The following is a 15,401-nucleotide window of genomic DNA, read 5'->3' as shown; positions in this document are numbered from 1 at the left end:
GCTTATTTCAGGCTGGCGCAGAAACGCTGGATGCGGGTGCAGCCTTCTTCCAGCACGGCCTCCGAGGTGGCGTAGCTGATGCGGAAGTAGGGGCTGAGGCCGAAGGCGGCGCCCTGGACCACGGCCACGCCCTCGGCGTTCAGCAGTTCGGCGGTGAAGGTTTCATCGTCGGTGATGACCACGCCCGACGGCGCCGTCTTGCCGATCAGGCCCTCGATCGACGGATAGACGTAGAAGGCGCCTTCCGGTTTCGGGCAACGGATGCCGTCGGCCTGATTCAGCATGGAGACGACCAGGTCACGGCGCTTCTCGAAGGCGGCGGCGCGCGGGGCCAGGAAGTCCTGCGGGCCGTTCAGGGCCTCGACCGCCGCCCACTGGCTGATGGACGAGGGGTTGGACGTCGTCTGGCTGGCCACCTTGCGCATCAGGTCGATCAGCGGCTTGGGGCCGCCCGCATAGCCGATGCGCCAGCCGGTCATGGCGTAGGCCTTGGACACCCCGTTGCAGGTCAGGGTGCGGTCGTACAGGTCCGGCGCGACCTGGGCCATGGTGACATAGTCGAAGTCGCCATAGACGAGGTGCTCATACATGTCGTCGGTCAGGATCCAGACTTGCGGGTGCTTGCGCAGCACCGCGGCCAGGGCTTCCAGCTCGGCGCGGGTATAGGCGGCGCCGGTCGGGTTCGACGGCGAGTTCAGGATGATCCACTTGGTCCTGGGCGTGATGGCGGCGTCCAGCACCTCGGGACGCAGTTTGAAGCCGTCGGCTTCCTGACCGACCACGGTGACGGGCTCGCCGCCCGCCAGCAGCACCATGTCGGGATAGGAGACCCAGTAGGGCGCCGGCACGATCACTTCGTCGCCGGGGTTCAGCGTGGCGACCAGGGCGTTGTAGATCACCGGCTTGCCGCCCGAGGCGACGTGGATCTGGCTGGTTTCGTAGGTCAGGCCGTTTTCGCGGGCGAACTTGGCGACGATGGCCGCCTTCAGCTCAGGCATGCCGTCGGCTTCGGTGTATTTCGTTTCACCGCGATTGATGGCTTCGATGGCGGCGGCCTTGATGTTGTCAGGCGTATCGAAGTCCGGCTCGCCGGCGCCCAGACCGATGACGTCGCGGCCCTGGCGTTTCAGTTCGCGCGCCTGGGCGGTCACGGCCAGGGTGGCCGACGGCTTGACGCGAGCGAGGGAGGCGGACTGAAGGCTGGACATGTCTATCCCGTCTGGTGGAAGTGATGGGCCGGGGAGGCTGAGGCTTGATACGCAACCCCGCAGGGGCGCACAACGTTTGTGCGCGTCCCGGACGATCAAAAGGCGATTTGGGCGAAATTTATGCGGCGGGTCGTCGATTTTCTGCTGAATATGGAGGCCAAGCGGTGGCGCACCCTGGCTGTGACCCTGCTGCTGCTGGCGGGAATCATCGCCCTGTTCGCCTTGGGCAAGACGCAACTGGCGTTGGGGGCGGAGGACCGGCTGGAGCATTGGCTGGCCGGATATCGCATCGGCCCGTGGGGGCTGGCGGCGGCGGTGCTGGTCTTCACCCTGTCGGCCTTCATCGGCGTGCCGCAGTTCCTGTTGATCGCGGCCTGTGTCGTGGCTTTCGGGCCGTGGTTCGGATTTCTCTATAGCTGGATCGCCACGATCGCCTCGGCGGCCGTCACCTATTGGCTGGGGCGCGGGCCGACCGCGCGCACGCTGGAGCGTTACGGCGGCGGGACGGTCGAGCGGATCCGCAAATTCGTCGGCCGCAACGCCTTTTCGGCCAGCTTCATCATCCGCAACGTGCCCTCGGCGCCCTTCATCGTCGTGAACATGGCCTTTGGCGCGGTGCGCGCCTCCTTCCCGGCCTATCTGGCGGGGTGCGCCCTGGGGGTGCTGCCCAAAACGGCGCTGGTCGCCTTTTTCGGCGGGTCGTTTATGGCGGCGGTCAGCGGCGACGGAATATGGACCTCGGTGATCCTGGCGGCCGTCGCGGGCGTTTGGCTTGTATTGATGCTGGTGGTGCGCGAGTGGGTGAAGCGCCGTGAGGCTGCGCGCAGCCTGCAAGTGGATTGATCGGAGAACGACGATGCTGAAGCTCTATTATTCGCCGGGCGCCTGCGCCGTCGCTTCGCACATCGGCCTGGAAGAAGCGGGCGCAGACTATGTGATCGAGAAGATCGACCTGCGCGCCGGCCAGCAGCGCACGCCGGAATATCTGGCGATCAACCCTGCGGGCGTGACCCCGGCCCTGCAGACGCCCAAGGGGGTGCTGACCCAGAACACGGCGATCCTGGCCTATGTCGCCCAGACCCATCCGCACGCCCAGTTGGCCGATCTGAACGATCCGTTCGAGTTTGCGCGGATGCAGGCCTTCAACGGCTGGCTGGCGTCGTCGCTGCACCCGGCGATCGGCAAGGCGCTGTTCTCCAAGCCGCCGCTGGAAGGCGAGGCGAAGGACGAGGCCGTGCGGATCGCGCTGGAAAAATACGACCTGGCCGAGAATCATCTGCTGACCGGTCCGTGGGTCATGGGCGAAGATCATTCGCTGGCGGACGGCTATCTGCTGGTCTTCACGCGCTGGGCGCGTCAGGCGGGCCTGCTGGACAAGGCGCGCTTTCCGAAGCTGAACGCCCATCTGGACCTGGTGCAATCGCGCCCGGCCGTGCAGCGCGTGCTCCATGCCGAGGGCATCCCGGCGGTCTGAGCCGCGAACCCGCAAGCGGGGCTGGAAAGCTTGAGCGGAAAGGCTTTCAAGCCTTGCCGTGACAAGCCTGTGATCGAGGAGTCATAGGCGCTTGCAATCCCTGCGGCATGAGGGCAAACGGGCCTGTAGTCGGCTCGGCGAAGACGGTCAGGACAGCTTTGCGATCAACGTGAAGCGGGGGTAGGGCGTCGCCACAGCGGACGAATGAAATTCACGCCCTTGCAGGCCCGAACTAAAGCGGTACCGACGCCCATGCTTTCACCCCTCTTCGGCATGATTTCCAATGACATCGCTATGGATCTGGGGACGGCCAACACCCTGATCTACATGCGCGGCAAGGGGATCGTCCTGAACGAGCCGTCGGTCGTCGCCCTGCGTAACGTCGGCGGCCGCAAGATCGTCCACGCCGTCGGCCTGGAAGCCAAGCAGATGCTGGGCCGCACCCCCGGCCACATGGAAGCCATCCGTCCGATGCGCGACGGGGTCATCGCCGACTTCGAAGTCGCTGAAGAGATGATCAAGCACTTCATCCGCAAGGTTCACAACCGCAAGGGCTTCGTGAACCCCAAGATGATCGTCTGCGTCCCGTCGGGCGCCACGGCTGTCGAACGCCGCGCCATCAATGATTCCTGCCTGAACGCCTCGGCCCGCCGCGTCGGCCTGATCGACGAGCCGATGGCTGCTGCGATCGGCGCCGGCCTGCCGATCCACGAGCCGACCGGCTCGATGGTCGTCGACATCGGCGGCGGCACGACCGAAGTGGCCGTGCTGTCGCTGTCGGGCATCGTCTATTCGCGTTCGGTCCGCGTCGGCGGCGACATGATGGACGACGCTCTGATCGCCTACATGCGCCGCAACCATAACCTGCTGATCGGCGAAACGACCGCCGAGCGCATCAAGAAGGACATCGGCACGGCCCGCATCCCGGCCGACGGCGAAGGCCTGTCGATCGAGGTCAAGGGCCGCGACCTGATGCAGGGCGTGCCGCGCGAAGTGAAGATGAGCGAGCGTCAGGCGGCCGAAGCCCTGGCCGAGCCGGTCTCGCAGATCGTGGAAGCCGTGAAAGTCGCGCTGGAAGCGACGCCGCCGGAACTGGCCGCCGACATCGCCGACAAGGGCATCATGCTGACGGGCGGCGGCGCTCTGCTGCGCGGCCTGGACGCCGAGATCCGCGACCACACGGGCCTGCCGGTGCAGGTGGCGGACGATCCGCTGTCGTGCGTCGCCATCGGCTGCGGCAAGGTGCTGGAGCACCCGTCGTGGATGAAGGGCGTCCTCGAGTCGTCGCTCTGAGACTGATCGGCCTGCCGCAGGCGCCGCATTCCTGAAAAGGGGCGGATTTCTGTGACAGGCTCACGCTTTCGGCGGGCTTTGAGCCCGCCGATTCCTAAGCTCTAGCAGGAAGGCTGGCCGTGGCGTTTCGCGACGGACCGTTCGAGAATCTGAAGGTGCCGCTGGCCTGGACGGCCGCGGTCATGGTCGTCGGCGGAATCGTCGCTGCGGTCATGCTTCTGCTCGCCGATCGGCCGCAACCGGCAGCCGACGACCTGGAGCCTGCGCGCGCCGCCTTCGACAGCGCCGCCGGAACCACGGGCGGCGTTCTGGCCGCGCCGGTCCGCTGGGGCGGCGACGCCGTGGACTACGTCAAAGGCTATTTCTTCGCCGTGTCGGAGAACCGTCGCCTGCGCCGCGAACTGGCGGAGATGAGCGCCTGGCGCGACGACGCCCTGGCGCTGAAGAACCTCAACGCCCGTTACGAACAGCTGCTGGGCCTGCAGACCGAGCCGCCCATCGCCATGACGGCCGGACGCGCCATCACTGACGCGCGCGGCCCGTTCGCCCGGTCGCGCCTGCTGAACGTCGGCGCCGGCAAGGGCGTGCGCGTTGGCAATCCGGTGCTGAGCGAGCACGGCCTGGTCGGCCGCATCTCGGGCGTTTCTGGCGCACACAGCCGCATGGTGCTGCTGACCGACGTGGCCTCGCGAATTCCGGTCATGGTGGAGCGCACCGACGCTCGCGCCATGCTGACCGGCGACGGCAGCCGCAGTCCGCGCCTCGACTATGTGCGCGGGCAGGGCTCTGTGCAGGAAGGCGACCGCATCCTGACCTCGGGCGACGGCGGCGGTTTCCCGCGCGGCCTGCCGGTCGGCGTGGTGGCCAAGGGCGTGGACGGCTCCTGGCGGGTCAAGCTGTACAGCGACCGCACGGCCATCGACTATGTGCGCGTCCTGCTGTTCCAGGATTTTAGCCAGCTGGCGGACCAGAACGCCCTGAACGCAGCCCCGTTGGCCAGTCTGAACACCGCGCCGCCGCCGAACGCCGCCCAGGCCGCCGCCATTCAGGACGTGGCCACGCGCCGCGCCGCCGCCGCTCAGGCCGCCGCAGAGCGCGTCCGCGCCGCCAACGCCGCGCCGCCTCCGGCGCCGGTTGCGCCCGCGATTGCGACGCCGCCTCAGGCCCAGCCGACGCCGCGTCCCGCCGCGCCCCGGCCGACCGCCGCCACGCCGCCGCAACCTTCGGCGCAGGCTCAGACGCCGACCGCGCCTGACGGAGGCCGCGAGTGAGACGGACGATCACCGTGCGGATGGTCGGTCCGATGCAGTGGATCGGCTACCCGGCGCTGATCGCCGCGGCCGCCACCATCCTGTTCGCCATTCCGCTGCGCCTGTTCGGCCTGACCCTGCCCGAACCGGTCTGGCCCATGGTTCTGGCCTTCGCCTGGCCGCTGATCCGTCCATCCATGTTGGCGCCGGCGGTGCTATTTGGTCTGGGCGTATTCCTCGACTTCTTCTGGGGCGGCCAGACGGGCATGTGGGCGCTCAGCTTGTTGCTGATCTATGGCGCTATGCTGTTGGCGTCGAAGTATCTGGCGGGACAGGCGACCATCGTCCTGTTCGCTCTCTATGTCGCCTCGACGGGCTTGGCCTTCGCGGTCGCCTATTTCGTGACGCGCGGCAGCCTTGGGAATGCTCCCAATCTGCTGGCTGTTATGGGACAGATGATCCCGACGCTTCTGCTCTTCCCGCTGGCTGACTGGTTGATCGAGCGCTTCGACGACGCGGACGTGCGATTCCGATGAGCAGCGAACCGCATATCTTCTTTTCCGACGTGAACGAGCGGCAGGGCTCCTTCCTGCGGCGCACCATGTTGCTGGGCGGGGCGACGGTCGTGGGCGGGCTGGCCCTGGTCGGACGCCTGGCGCATCTGCAGCTCTTCAAGTCGGAAGAGTTCGCCACCCTGGCGACGCGCAACCAGTTCAACTTCCGCCAGGTGCCGCCGCCGCGCGGCCTGATCAAGGACCGCAACGGCGTGGTCATCGCCGGGAACCGGCCCAGCTTCCGCGTCCTGGTCGTTCGCGACGAGACCAAGGATCTGGACCAGACGCTGGACCTGCTGGGTCAACTGTTGCCGGACACCCTGGAGCGCCGTCGCACCATCATCCGCGACGTCAACGCCGCGCCGCGTTTCTCGCCGGTCCCGGTCAAGAGCGACCTGACCTGGGAGGAGTTCTCCAAGGTCAATCTGCACGCGGCTGAACTGCCCGGCGTCATGGCTGACATGAACGAGGCCCGCTACTATCCGCACGGCGGCGCCTACGCCCATGTGGTGGGCTATGTGGCCAAGGTGTCGGACCGCGACGTGCAGGCGATCCGCGACAAGGGCGAACAGCCGCCGTCCATCCTGTTCAACCCCGGTTTCCGTATCGGCCGACAAGGCATTGAACAATCGCTGGATCAGGATTTGCGCGGCGTCGAAGGCGGCAAGCGGGTCGAGGTCAATGCGCGCGGCCGCGTCGTGGCCGAGGACATCGCCGGATCGCGTCCAGCGGTTCAGGGGGCCGAGGTGGTGCTTACGCTGGACAACGACGTCCAGCAGCGCGCGCTGGAGGTGTTCGGCGAGGAGGCGGGCAGCATCGTCGTCATGGACGTTCGCAACGGCGATATCCTGGCCATGGTGTCGTCTCCCTCGTTCGATCCCAACCTGTTCGTGTCGGGCGTCCCGACCAAGATCTATCGCGCCCTGGCCGACTATGAGCGTCGACCGCTGACCGACAAGGCGTTGAGCGGCACCTTCGCGCCGGGGTCGACGTTCAAGCCGATCGTCGGGCTGGCGGCGATGAAGCGCGGGCTGGACCCCAGCCGCCGCATCTTCTGTAACGGCAGCTTCTATCTGGGGCGCCGGTTCGCCTGCCTGGGGCGGCATGGGGCGTTGGATCTGCGCGGAGCCATCAAGGCGTCCTGCAACGTCTACTTCATGACCCTGGCGACGGAGATGGGGCCGGACGCCATCGCCGAGACCGCGCGGGATATGGGCTTCGGCCAAACCTTCGACATCGGCATTCCCGGTCAGAAGGCGGGCCTGGTGCCGGACCGCGAATGGCGTCGCAAGAACCCGGTGCGCGGCGATGCGAAATGGTATCCGGGCGAGAATCCCAGCTACGGCATCGGTCAGGGCGCCTTGACGGTGAACGCCTTGCAACTTGCGGTCTATACGGCGCGTGTCGCTAACGGCCGCAAGGCGGTCTCGCCGCGCCTGATCAAGTCGATCGGCGGGGTGGAGCAGGGCGGCAGCGCCTTCGCCGACCTGCCCTATGACCCTCAGATGCTGCAGGTTCTGCGCGACGGGATGGAGGCGGTGACGGCCGCCGGGGGCACGGGCTTCCGCAACAGCCAGCTAGGTCTTGGTACGGTCAAGATGGCGGGCAAGACCGGCACGGCCCAGGCTCGCAACTACGGCTCCGGCTCACGCAAGGGCGCAGGGCGGCCCTGGAATCAGAAGGACCACAACCTGTTCGTGGCCTATGCGCCGACCGATAATCCGCGCTACGCGGTCTCGGTCATCGTTCAGCACGGCGGTCTGGGCGGCGGCACGGCCGGGGCGCCGCGCGCGCGCGAGGTGATGAAGGTCGCCCTGCTGAAGGATCCCGAAATCCGCGCTCGCATCGAATCGGCAGGCTTTGAGGCGCAGGAGGACGCCGGCGCGCGCGAGGCCGAGGCGCGAGGCGAGCCGGTCGACGGCGCCGGCGTCGACGTCGTCGCGCCGCCGCCGCTTACGGAGCCCGGACAATGACCGCATCCGCCCTGACCCGCCCCGGCGAACGCGATCGCCTGTCCAGCAAGTTCGCCGAGCTGGATTGGCGCGTCATCGGCCTGTTGTGCATCCTGGCCGGGATCGGCACGGCCATGCTGTATTCCATCGCGGGCGGCCACTGGCAGCCCTGGGCGGCCAAGCATCTGATCCGTTTCGGCGTCTTGCTGGTCGCCATGATCGGCATGGCCATGGTTCACCCCAAGTGGTGGTTCCATGCGGCCTATCCGCTGTACGGCGTGCTGCTGGTGCTGGTGCTGATGATCGAGTTCACGCCGCTGGGCTATACGGCGGGCGGGGCCAAGAACTGGCTGAACCTGGGGTTCACCCGCATCCAACCGGCCGAGTTCGTCAAGATCGGCCTCGTGCTGGCTCTGGCGCGTTGGTATCACGGCCATTCGGCGCAGGAGGCGCGCTGGTCGTGGAAGCTGCTGATCCCCGTGGGGATGATCGGCGTGCCCTTCCTGCTGGTCGCCAAGCAGCCAGACCTCGGCTCGGCCATGATCATCGGCCTGACCGGGGCCGCCGTCATGTTCATGGCGGGACTGAGCTGGCGTGTCATCGCCGCCGCCGTGGCCGCCGCCGTGGCCGTCATTCCGCCCTTCGTCATGTTCGTGATGCACGACTATCAGCGCAACCGCGTGCTGACCTTCCTGAATCCGGAGGCCGACCCCTCCGGCACCGGCTACAACATCATCCAGTCCAAGATCGCCCTGGGCTCCGGCGGGCTGATGGGCAAGGGCTACGGCCTGGGCAGTCAGAGCCAGCTGGAGTTCCTGCCGGAACGCCATACGGACTTCATCTTCTCGACCGTGTCCGAAGAGTTCGGCTTCCTGGGCTCCTTCACCGTACTGGCCTGCTATGTCGCGCTGATCCTGATTTCGTTGCGGATCGCGGCCCTGTCGCACAGCCATTTCGGTCGGATCAGCGCGGCGGGCATGACGGCCTTCCTGGCGTTGTTCGTGCTGATCAACGGGGCGATGGTGATGGGGCTGGCGCCGGTCGTGGGCGTGCCCATGCCGCTGCTGTCCTATGGCGGGTCGACCATGATGACGGTGATGATCGGCTTCGGCCTGATCCTGTCGATGCGGGTGCACCGCTATGTCGAACTGCCGAAGGGCCAGGGGCTGTTCTAATCGGCTGTACGGGCGTTAGGCTGTCGTCATGACTGTTCAGACGCCCGACACCGAAGCCGCCGACATCCCAAAGGCCGATCCGGCCATGTTCTCCGACTGCGGCGACACGCCCTGTCCGCAACCCGTTCTGGCTGATCCGAAGAATGAGGCGGCGGTCCAGGCCGAGGGGTTGCGGATGCGCGACAACCCGGCCGAGTGGGCCTTCGTGCGCCTGTCCAAGCTGATCGAGGAGTTCGAGGCCAACCTCGACAAGGACGAGGAGATCGGCGCGCGGGTCGTCGGCCTGCCGGGCGATGGGGCCATGCAGGTCATCGACGTGGGCTTCTGGGGCCCGGACCTGATCATGTTCTTCGGCCGGAACGCCGACGGCAAGCCGGTGCGCCTGATCCAGCACTACAGCCAGATCAATGTGGTGCTCAGCGCCATGAAGAAGCCGGAGGAGCGCGAGGCGCGCCGCATCGGCTTCCAGCTCAGCGAAATGGTCGAGAAGACCAACCCGAAATAGCGCCTCAACGCGCGGTGACGCCTAGAGCGTCGCCGCCCAGTCGGTGGCGCGGATCAGGCTGTCGATGATGCCGGGCTCGCTGGAGGCGTGGCCGGCGTCGCCGATGATGTCCAGCTTGGCCTCGGGCCAGGCGCGGTGCAGGGACCAGGCGCCCGAGATCGGCGTCACCACGTCGAAGCGCCCTTGCGCGATCCAGCAGGGGATATGGCGGATGGTCTCGATGTTCTCGAGGATCCAGTGCTCGCTGTCGAAGAAGCCGCCGTTGGTGAAGTACCAGTTCTCGATGCGGGCGAAGGCCACGGCGAAGTCGGGATCGGCGAACTTGTCCGGCTTGCCTGACGGGCCCTGGATGCTGACGGTCTCGCCTTCCCAGGTCGCCCAGGCCACGGCGCAGCGGTTGCGCTCCTCGACGTCGTCGCCGGTCAGGCGCTTGTAGTAGGCGGCCATAAGGTCGCCGCGCTCGGCCTCGGGGATGGGCGCCAGGAAACGCTCCCAGGCGTCGGGGAAGATCATCGAGGCGCCGTCCTGATAGAACCAGTGCAACTCCTTCTTCGTCAGCAGGAAGATGCCGCGCAGCAGCAGGGCCAGGCACCGTTCCGGGTGCTTGATGGCGTAGGTCAGCGATAGGGTCGAACCCCAGGAGCCGCCGAAGACCACCCATTTGTCGATGCCCAGCATCTCGCGCAGGCGCTCGATATCGGCGACCAGATCCCAGGTGGTGTTGTTCTCAAGAGAGGCGTTCGGCCGCGACAGGCCGCAGCCGCGCTGGTCGAACATGACGATGCGGTATTTGGCCGGATCGAAATAGCGCCGCATCCCCGGATTGACCGCCCCGCCGGGGCCGCCGTGCAGGACGATGACCGGCACGCCGTGGGGGTTGCCGCTTTCCTCGTAATAGATCTCGTGGACGCTGTCGGTCGCCATCCAGCCTGAGGCGTAGGCTTCGATTTCCGGGTAGAGGTCGCGGCGCGCAGTGTTGGTCACGAGAGATGCCCTTCTGAGAAAAGGATCGGTCAGGTCTGAAGCGGTCAGGCCTTGGGGGGATTGGACTGGAAGGCGGCGAAGATCAGCAGGGCCCATCCGGCGATCATCAGCGCGCCGCCGACCGGCGCCACAGCGCCCATGACCGGCAGGCTCAACAGCCCGATCATGGCCAGGGCCAGGCAGAAGATCAGTCCGCCCGTGCTGGCCAGCCATCCGGCCAGGCTCAGCAGTCGGCTCGGGCCGAACAGCGCCAGGGCGGCGGCCAGGACGGCGTGCACCATCTGATAGTGACCGCCCGTGGTCAGCAGGGTTTTGACGGCGGGTGCGGCGCCGTGAGCGGCGAAGGCGCCCAAAGCGACAGCCATGGCGCCGTTGAAACCGGCGAAAGCGAGCAGTTTGCGGTCAGGGCTCATGTCTAATGTCTAGACCACAAAAACCCCGAAGTCTGCTATCGCCCGCCGATGAAAGCCGCATCGCGCATGGCGCTGCAATATGTCCTGCTGTTCAGCGCCAGCGGCGTGACCCTGCCGTTCGCCGGCCTATGGTTCCGTGATCAGGGGTTGAGCGGCGCCCAGATCGGCGCCCTGCTGGCCATCCCCATGCTGGCGCGGGCGGTGACAGGGCCGCTGCTGGCGGTCTGGGCCGACGGTTTCGTGCTGCGGCGAACGCCCATCGCCCTTCTGGGGCTGGTCATGGCGGTCGGCTACGGCGGGGCGGGTCTGGTCGAGGGCTTTGTCCTCTGGGCGCTGTTCTGGCTGCTGGGCGCGACGGCGGCGGCCGCCCTCATTCCGCTCAGCGACGTGATGACCCTGCGCGTCGCGGGGCGCGAAGGATTCGCCTTCTCGCTGCCGCGCGGGTGCGGCTCGGCGGCCTTCGTCGTCGCCAATCTGGTCATGGGGGCGCTGCTGACGCGCGTGTCTTCGGACGCCGTCATTTTCTGGGCGGTCGCCGCCTCCCTGCTGATCGCGGTCACGGCCTGGCGCGTCCTGCCGGCTGAGCCTGTGTCTGAAGGCGGTCCTGTATCGAAGCTGGAGCGATTTCAGGGGTTGGGGCGGCTGTTGCGCCGCCCTGTCTTCATGGCGGCGATCTTCTCGATCGGCGCGGTGCAGGCGACGCACGCCTTCTACTACGGCTTTTCGGCCATCAGCTGGCGGGCGCAGGGCTTGGCCGAGAGCGTGACGGGGATGCTGTGGGCCTTTTCCGTCGTGGTCGAGATCGGCTTCATGTGGTGGATCGAGCCGTGGCGTCGCCGCATCGGCATCGGCCCATGGACCATGCTGTTCATCGGCGCAGGGGCGGCGGTTCTGCGCTGGAGCCTGATGGCCTTCGCTCCGCCGCTGTGGATGCTCATCCCGTTGCAGATGCTGCACGCCCTGACCTTCGCCGCCACCTATCTGGCGGGGGTGCAGATTGTCGAACGCCTGTGTCCGCCGGACAGCCACACCGCCGCCCAGACCTTGAGCTCGGCTCTGTCGGCCGGGGTGTTGATCGGTCTGGCGACCCTGGCCAGCGGGCCGCTGTATGACGCCGTTGGGCTGAAGGCTTACCTGGCCATGGCGGCGCTGGCGTTGACCGGGGGGCTGGTCGGCCTGTGGGTGCGATCGAAGGAAGCGGCGTCAGGCCACGTTTGAACGGGGCAGGGGCGCTAGGCGACGCGCCATGGCCGAGGCGGCCGTCTTGACCGCCGTCCGGACCGTGTTTTCGCTCTCGCCGTCAGGAATCCGCAGCAGGCCGATGGAGGGAGATTCCAGGCTGTCAGGCAGGTCCGCCAGAATGCGATACAGGATATAGCTTCCCGCATCCTCTTCAGCGTCAGAGTCGGCGATGGCCGAGACCCCGGCCTCCGCCAGGTCGCGCAGGATGTCGGCGACCGGCGCCGTGACGCGCGCGATGCTGGGGCCGGTGCTGTCCAGGCGTCCCGGCTCGCCTAGGCGACGATTTTCGGCGCGCATCTGCACCCGGATCGGACCGGCGTGAACGGTGCGTCCGACCAGCAAAAGAGCCGAGCATTCGCCGCGCGACAGCAAGCCCGTCAGGGTTTCAGCCAGGGCTTCGGCCGAGGCGTCGCCAGGCGTGGCCAGGGTGCGCGCGCCGGGCGGGTTCCAGGGCTCGCCGGACAGATCCTCGACGGGATCCCAGGCCCGATAGGACGGCGACCAGGCGCAGATGGAGATGACGGGGCGTCGATCAGGACGGCCGTTGGAATCCAGACCCATCAAAGGAAATAGACCCCCTCTAGCGCCGTCGTGGCGCGCCGCAGCGTGAACGGTGCTTTGAAATGCGGCGTCAGGTCAAGCCTGACCGGCGCCGCGATGGCGTGATGAAAGGGCGAGGCGGTCAGCTCAGGTCGCCTACGGCTGCGTCCAGCAACATGAAGGCGCGGCCCTCGTCGGTCGCCAGCCGCATCTGCACGTCCTCGGCGTCGTCGCGTTCCGCCTGGAGCTTCAGCCCATGGGCGAAGGCGCGGACATAGGCCTCGGCGTCGGCGCGTAGGGCGTCGTCGCTCAGCACCCGGCGAGAGACGCTGCGGACGGCGGCCGGCGCCACGCGGCGGACGATCTGACGCGCTCGCGCCGGGTCGTGGCCGGCGAAGGCCTGCGCGGCCTCCTCTACGCGGGGCCGGGGCAGCAGAGCGTTGGGATCGACGCCCATACGCCGGATGGCCGAGGTGACGCGTCCAGCCAGGGCGTCGATCTCTTCAGGCGTGCCGATGGCGGCGTTCAGCTCCAATGGCGCGGCGGGCGCCGGTTCCGGTTGAACCAGATCGCGCCAGCTGAGCGCGTCTCCGATGCGAGTCGGCTCGGCATGGGGCGCCTCAGGCGTGTGCGGCGGCGTCGGGGCCGTGGGGATCGGCTCGATCTCGGATTCGACCGGGTGTTGCGGGCGCATGCGGCCCCGTAGGCCAGAAGTCACGCCGGACGCGAGGCCCGGCGCCGCCGTCGGCCGGGGCTCAGGCGCGGGCGCGACCTGGCGCGGGGCGGGGACGGTCGTCGGGCGGCGGCGCGGCTGGCCGCCCTCGGCGGAGACGGCGCCCATCAGGCGCACAGCCTCGGTCAACATTTCATAGTTGCGACGCACGCGATCCTGGAACCCGGCGTCCAGGGCCTCGGTGTCCTGGGCCGCCTTGCGCGAGGCGGCGGTCAGGGCGTTCAGGCCCTCCTCGACGCTGAGGCGCACGGATTCGACGCGGGCGCGGGCCTCGTCGGGCAGGCGGGCGGCGCGCTGGTCCATTTCGGCGACGGCCTGTTCGACCGAAGCCAGGGCGTCCGTGACCTGGGCCAGGGTCGCCTGAAGGCTGTCGACCAGCTTCTGCCCGGTCAGATCGACCATGTCGGCGGTCTGGGCGACGATGCGGCGGGCGCCGTCGATCCGCGCCTCGGCCGCCTCATCGGCCTTCTGGGCGGCGTCGAACAGGGATTCGCCCAGGCGGTCGGCGCGAATCTGGGCCTGTTCGATCGCGGCCTGAGCGGCGGCGCGCTGTTCGTCGGCCGTGGCCTGAAGCGCCTCCAGCGAACGGCGGGTCTCCTCGACCAGCAGGTCGCGGGACTCGGCGGCCAGGCTTTCAAAGCGATCCAGCGACAGCTTGGTGGCGTGGTCGAAGCCGTCGGCCTCGCGCTGGGACATCTCCACCAGGGCCTTGAACTGGTCGACCACGGCCTCGACCTGGGCCTTGATGGCGGCGGCGGCCTCATCGCCGCGCTGGTTCAGGTCGTCGGCGGCGGTGCGCGTCTGGGACAGGTGGTCCAGAAGCTGGGCGCGCTGGCTTTCGATCTGGGCCGAGAAGTCTTCCTGATCGGTGCGCAGGGCGTAGGCGGCCGTGACCAGGGCGGCGCGTTGCTGGCCCAGGCCTTCCTCGACGGATTGAATCTGTTCGGCGACGCCGGAGCCGGCCGTCTCCAGCCGCAGGGTCTGGCGGGCCAGATCGTCAGAGGCGGCGCGGGCGGCTTCCTGGGCTTCGTTGGCGGCGGCGGCCAGGTCGGCGGCGCGGGCGGCCAGGGCGGCCTCAGCCTCGCGCAACTGGGTCTGGGCCAGGTCGGAGGCGTCGGCCACCATGCGCGACTGACGCTCAACCGTTTCGACAACCGCCGAAGCCTGGCCTTCCAGCTTGCCGCCCAGAACGCCCATCTGCTCGCGTTCGTGCGACAGTTGTTCAGCAAGACGTCGCGCCGTGCCGCCGGCCAGTTCGGCGGCCTCGTTCAGCAGGTTGGATTCCTTGACCAGGGCCTCGCGCAGGGACGCCAGGTCGCCGCGAGCGCGCTCGGCCGATTGCGCGGCGCGGTCGATGTCTTCGCGCAGGGTGTTCAGCACATGCCCGGCCTGATTGGCGGCCAGGGCGGTCGGTCCCACTAGGGCGTCAGCCATTTCCCGCGCGCGCTTCGTTTCCTGGACGAGACCCGCGCCCTGGCGCACGGCATGGGCCAGAAGGACGGACAGACCCACCGGCGCCAGCAGGATCAGGGCGTAGACCGCCAGGCGCAGCGGATCGATCTCCATCATCCCCGAGCCCAGTTCATAGGCGAACCAGGAGGCCAAGCCGCCGACCCATAGGGCGGAGGCCAAGCCCGCGATCAGATAGGCGTTAGCGGCGCCGTTTGAACCCGCGCTCTTGCCCTTGCGCTTGGCCGAGGTCTTGGCCGGCGGCGAGATGGGCGCGACCGTAGCGGGCGGGGCGTCGGCGGATTCAGCGAACGGCGACAGGGCGCGCGCGGCCTTTTCGGCTTCGGCGGCGCGTTCTTCGGCCAGCGCCTGCTGCTCAGCCAGGCGTCGACGCTGGCGCTCGGACATGGGGCGCTGGGGTGCGTCAGGCAGCGGCTCCAAGCCGGCCTCTGGCGTCGCTTCGTCGGGGGTCTCGGCCGCTTCGGGCGTGAGCGAGGCCTCCGTCTCAGTGGAGACGGGCTCGGGGTCGGTCAGATTGAGCGGCGGCCGATGGCGGGATTTCATGGGCGTCGGTCTCGATCACTGATCGCCAGGATAGGCGGCGAAGGGCGCAAGGCATGGACCCTAAC

14 protein-coding genes are annotated in these 15,401 nt (G+C 68.0%); 9 read left to right on the top strand and 5 right to left on the bottom strand.

Going from position 1 to position 15,401, the window contains the following annotated elements:
* Positions 1-2: 2 nt before the first annotated feature.
* Positions 3-1,208, bottom strand: a complete 1,206-nt coding sequence (locus BJP32_RS05350) for a pyridoxal phosphate-dependent aminotransferase (protein ID WP_046653523.1) — start codon at positions 1,206-1,208, stop codon at positions 3-5.
* Positions 1,209-1,328: 120 nt separating this feature from the next.
* Here BJP32_RS05350 and BJP32_RS05345 point away from each other — a divergent pair, with 120 nt between their 5' ends.
* The 8 genes from BJP32_RS05345 (at position 1,329) to BJP32_RS05310 (ending at position 9,411) form a co-directional block, all read left to right on the top strand.
* Entirely contained in the window at positions 1,329-2,051 is a 723-nt protein-coding gene (locus BJP32_RS05345; RefSeq protein WP_046653522.1) for a TVP38/TMEM64 family protein, read from the top strand.
* Between the two features lie 13 nt (positions 2,052-2,064).
* Entirely contained in the window at positions 2,065-2,682 is a 618-nt protein-coding gene (locus BJP32_RS05340) for a glutathione S-transferase family protein (RefSeq protein ID WP_046653521.1), read from the top strand.
* Between the two features lie 252 nt (positions 2,683-2,934).
* On the top strand, positions 2,935-3,975 hold the full coding sequence (locus BJP32_RS05335; protein WP_003164688.1) for a rod shape-determining protein: 1,041 nt from the start codon (positions 2,935-2,937) through the stop codon (positions 3,973-3,975).
* A gap of 119 nt (positions 3,976-4,094) precedes the next feature.
* A complete protein-coding gene (mreC, locus tag BJP32_RS05330) occupies positions 4,095-5,246 on the top strand; it encodes a rod shape-determining protein MreC (RefSeq protein WP_046653520.1) in 1,152 nt (383 codons plus the stop codon).
* Positions 5,243-5,761, top strand: coding sequence for a hypothetical protein (locus BJP32_RS05325; RefSeq protein ID WP_232463961.1), 519 nt, complete (start codon positions 5,243-5,245; stop codon positions 5,759-5,761). The genes mreC and BJP32_RS05325 overlap by 4 nt, the downstream gene beginning before the upstream one ends.
* Complete coding sequence (gene mrdA, locus BJP32_RS05320; RefSeq protein ID WP_076223192.1) at positions 5,758-7,752, top strand: penicillin-binding protein 2; 1,995 nt, start codon at positions 5,758-5,760, stop codon at positions 7,750-7,752. Before BJP32_RS05325 ends, mrdA begins: the two co-directional genes overlap by 4 nt.
* Positions 7,749-8,906 carry a rod shape-determining protein RodA gene (rodA, locus tag BJP32_RS05315; protein ID WP_046653517.1) on the top strand — a complete coding sequence of 386 codons (1,158 nt, stop codon included), beginning with the start codon at positions 7,749-7,751 and terminating at the stop codon, positions 8,904-8,906. The genes mrdA and rodA overlap by 4 nt, the downstream gene beginning before the upstream one ends.
* Positions 8,907-8,934: 28 nt before the next feature.
* Positions 8,935-9,411: a DUF6173 family protein gene (locus BJP32_RS05310; RefSeq protein ID WP_046653515.1), complete on the top strand. Its 477-nt coding sequence runs from the start codon at positions 8,935-8,937 to the stop codon at positions 9,409-9,411.
* Between the two features lie 21 nt (positions 9,412-9,432).
* On the opposite strand, the gene pip is transcribed toward BJP32_RS05310, so the two are convergent.
* Together pip and BJP32_RS05300 are read right to left on the bottom strand one after the other, a co-directional pair.
* On the bottom strand, positions 9,433-10,395 hold the full coding sequence (pip, locus tag BJP32_RS05305; protein WP_003164694.1) for a prolyl aminopeptidase: 963 nt from the start codon (positions 10,393-10,395) through the stop codon (positions 9,433-9,435).
* A gap of 44 nt (positions 10,396-10,439) precedes the next feature.
* Positions 10,440-10,808, bottom strand: a complete 369-nt coding sequence (locus tag BJP32_RS05300; protein WP_046653514.1) for a DUF423 domain-containing protein — start codon at positions 10,806-10,808, stop codon at positions 10,440-10,442.
* A gap of 48 nt (positions 10,809-10,856) precedes the next feature.
* On the opposite strand from BJP32_RS05300, the gene BJP32_RS05295 reads away from it, so the two are divergent.
* Positions 10,857-12,026, top strand: a complete 1,170-nt coding sequence (locus tag BJP32_RS05295; protein WP_046653512.1) for an MFS transporter — start codon at positions 10,857-10,859, stop codon at positions 12,024-12,026.
* On the opposite strand, the gene BJP32_RS05290 is transcribed toward BJP32_RS05295, so the two are convergent.
* Both BJP32_RS05290 and BJP32_RS05285 read right to left on the bottom strand, forming a co-directional pair.
* Entirely contained in the window at positions 12,012-12,611 is a 600-nt protein-coding gene (locus tag BJP32_RS05290; protein ID WP_046653510.1) for a hypothetical protein, read from the bottom strand. The two genes, BJP32_RS05295 and BJP32_RS05290, sit on opposite strands and share 15 nt — an antisense overlap.
* 121 nt (positions 12,612-12,732) lie before the next feature.
* Positions 12,733-15,336: a tipN gene (locus tag BJP32_RS05285; protein WP_076223191.1), complete on the bottom strand. Its 2,604-nt coding sequence runs from the start codon at positions 15,334-15,336 to the stop codon at positions 12,733-12,735.
* Positions 15,337-15,401 lie beyond the last annotated feature (65 nt).

This window comes from Brevundimonas sp. ZS04 (genome assembly GCF_001956865.1).
Taxonomy (GTDB): Bacteria; Pseudomonadota; Alphaproteobacteria; order Caulobacterales; family Caulobacteraceae; genus Brevundimonas; species Brevundimonas diminuta.
Note: the sequence above shows the minus strand (reverse complement) of the source record. Positions and strands in the feature narration are given on the sequence as shown.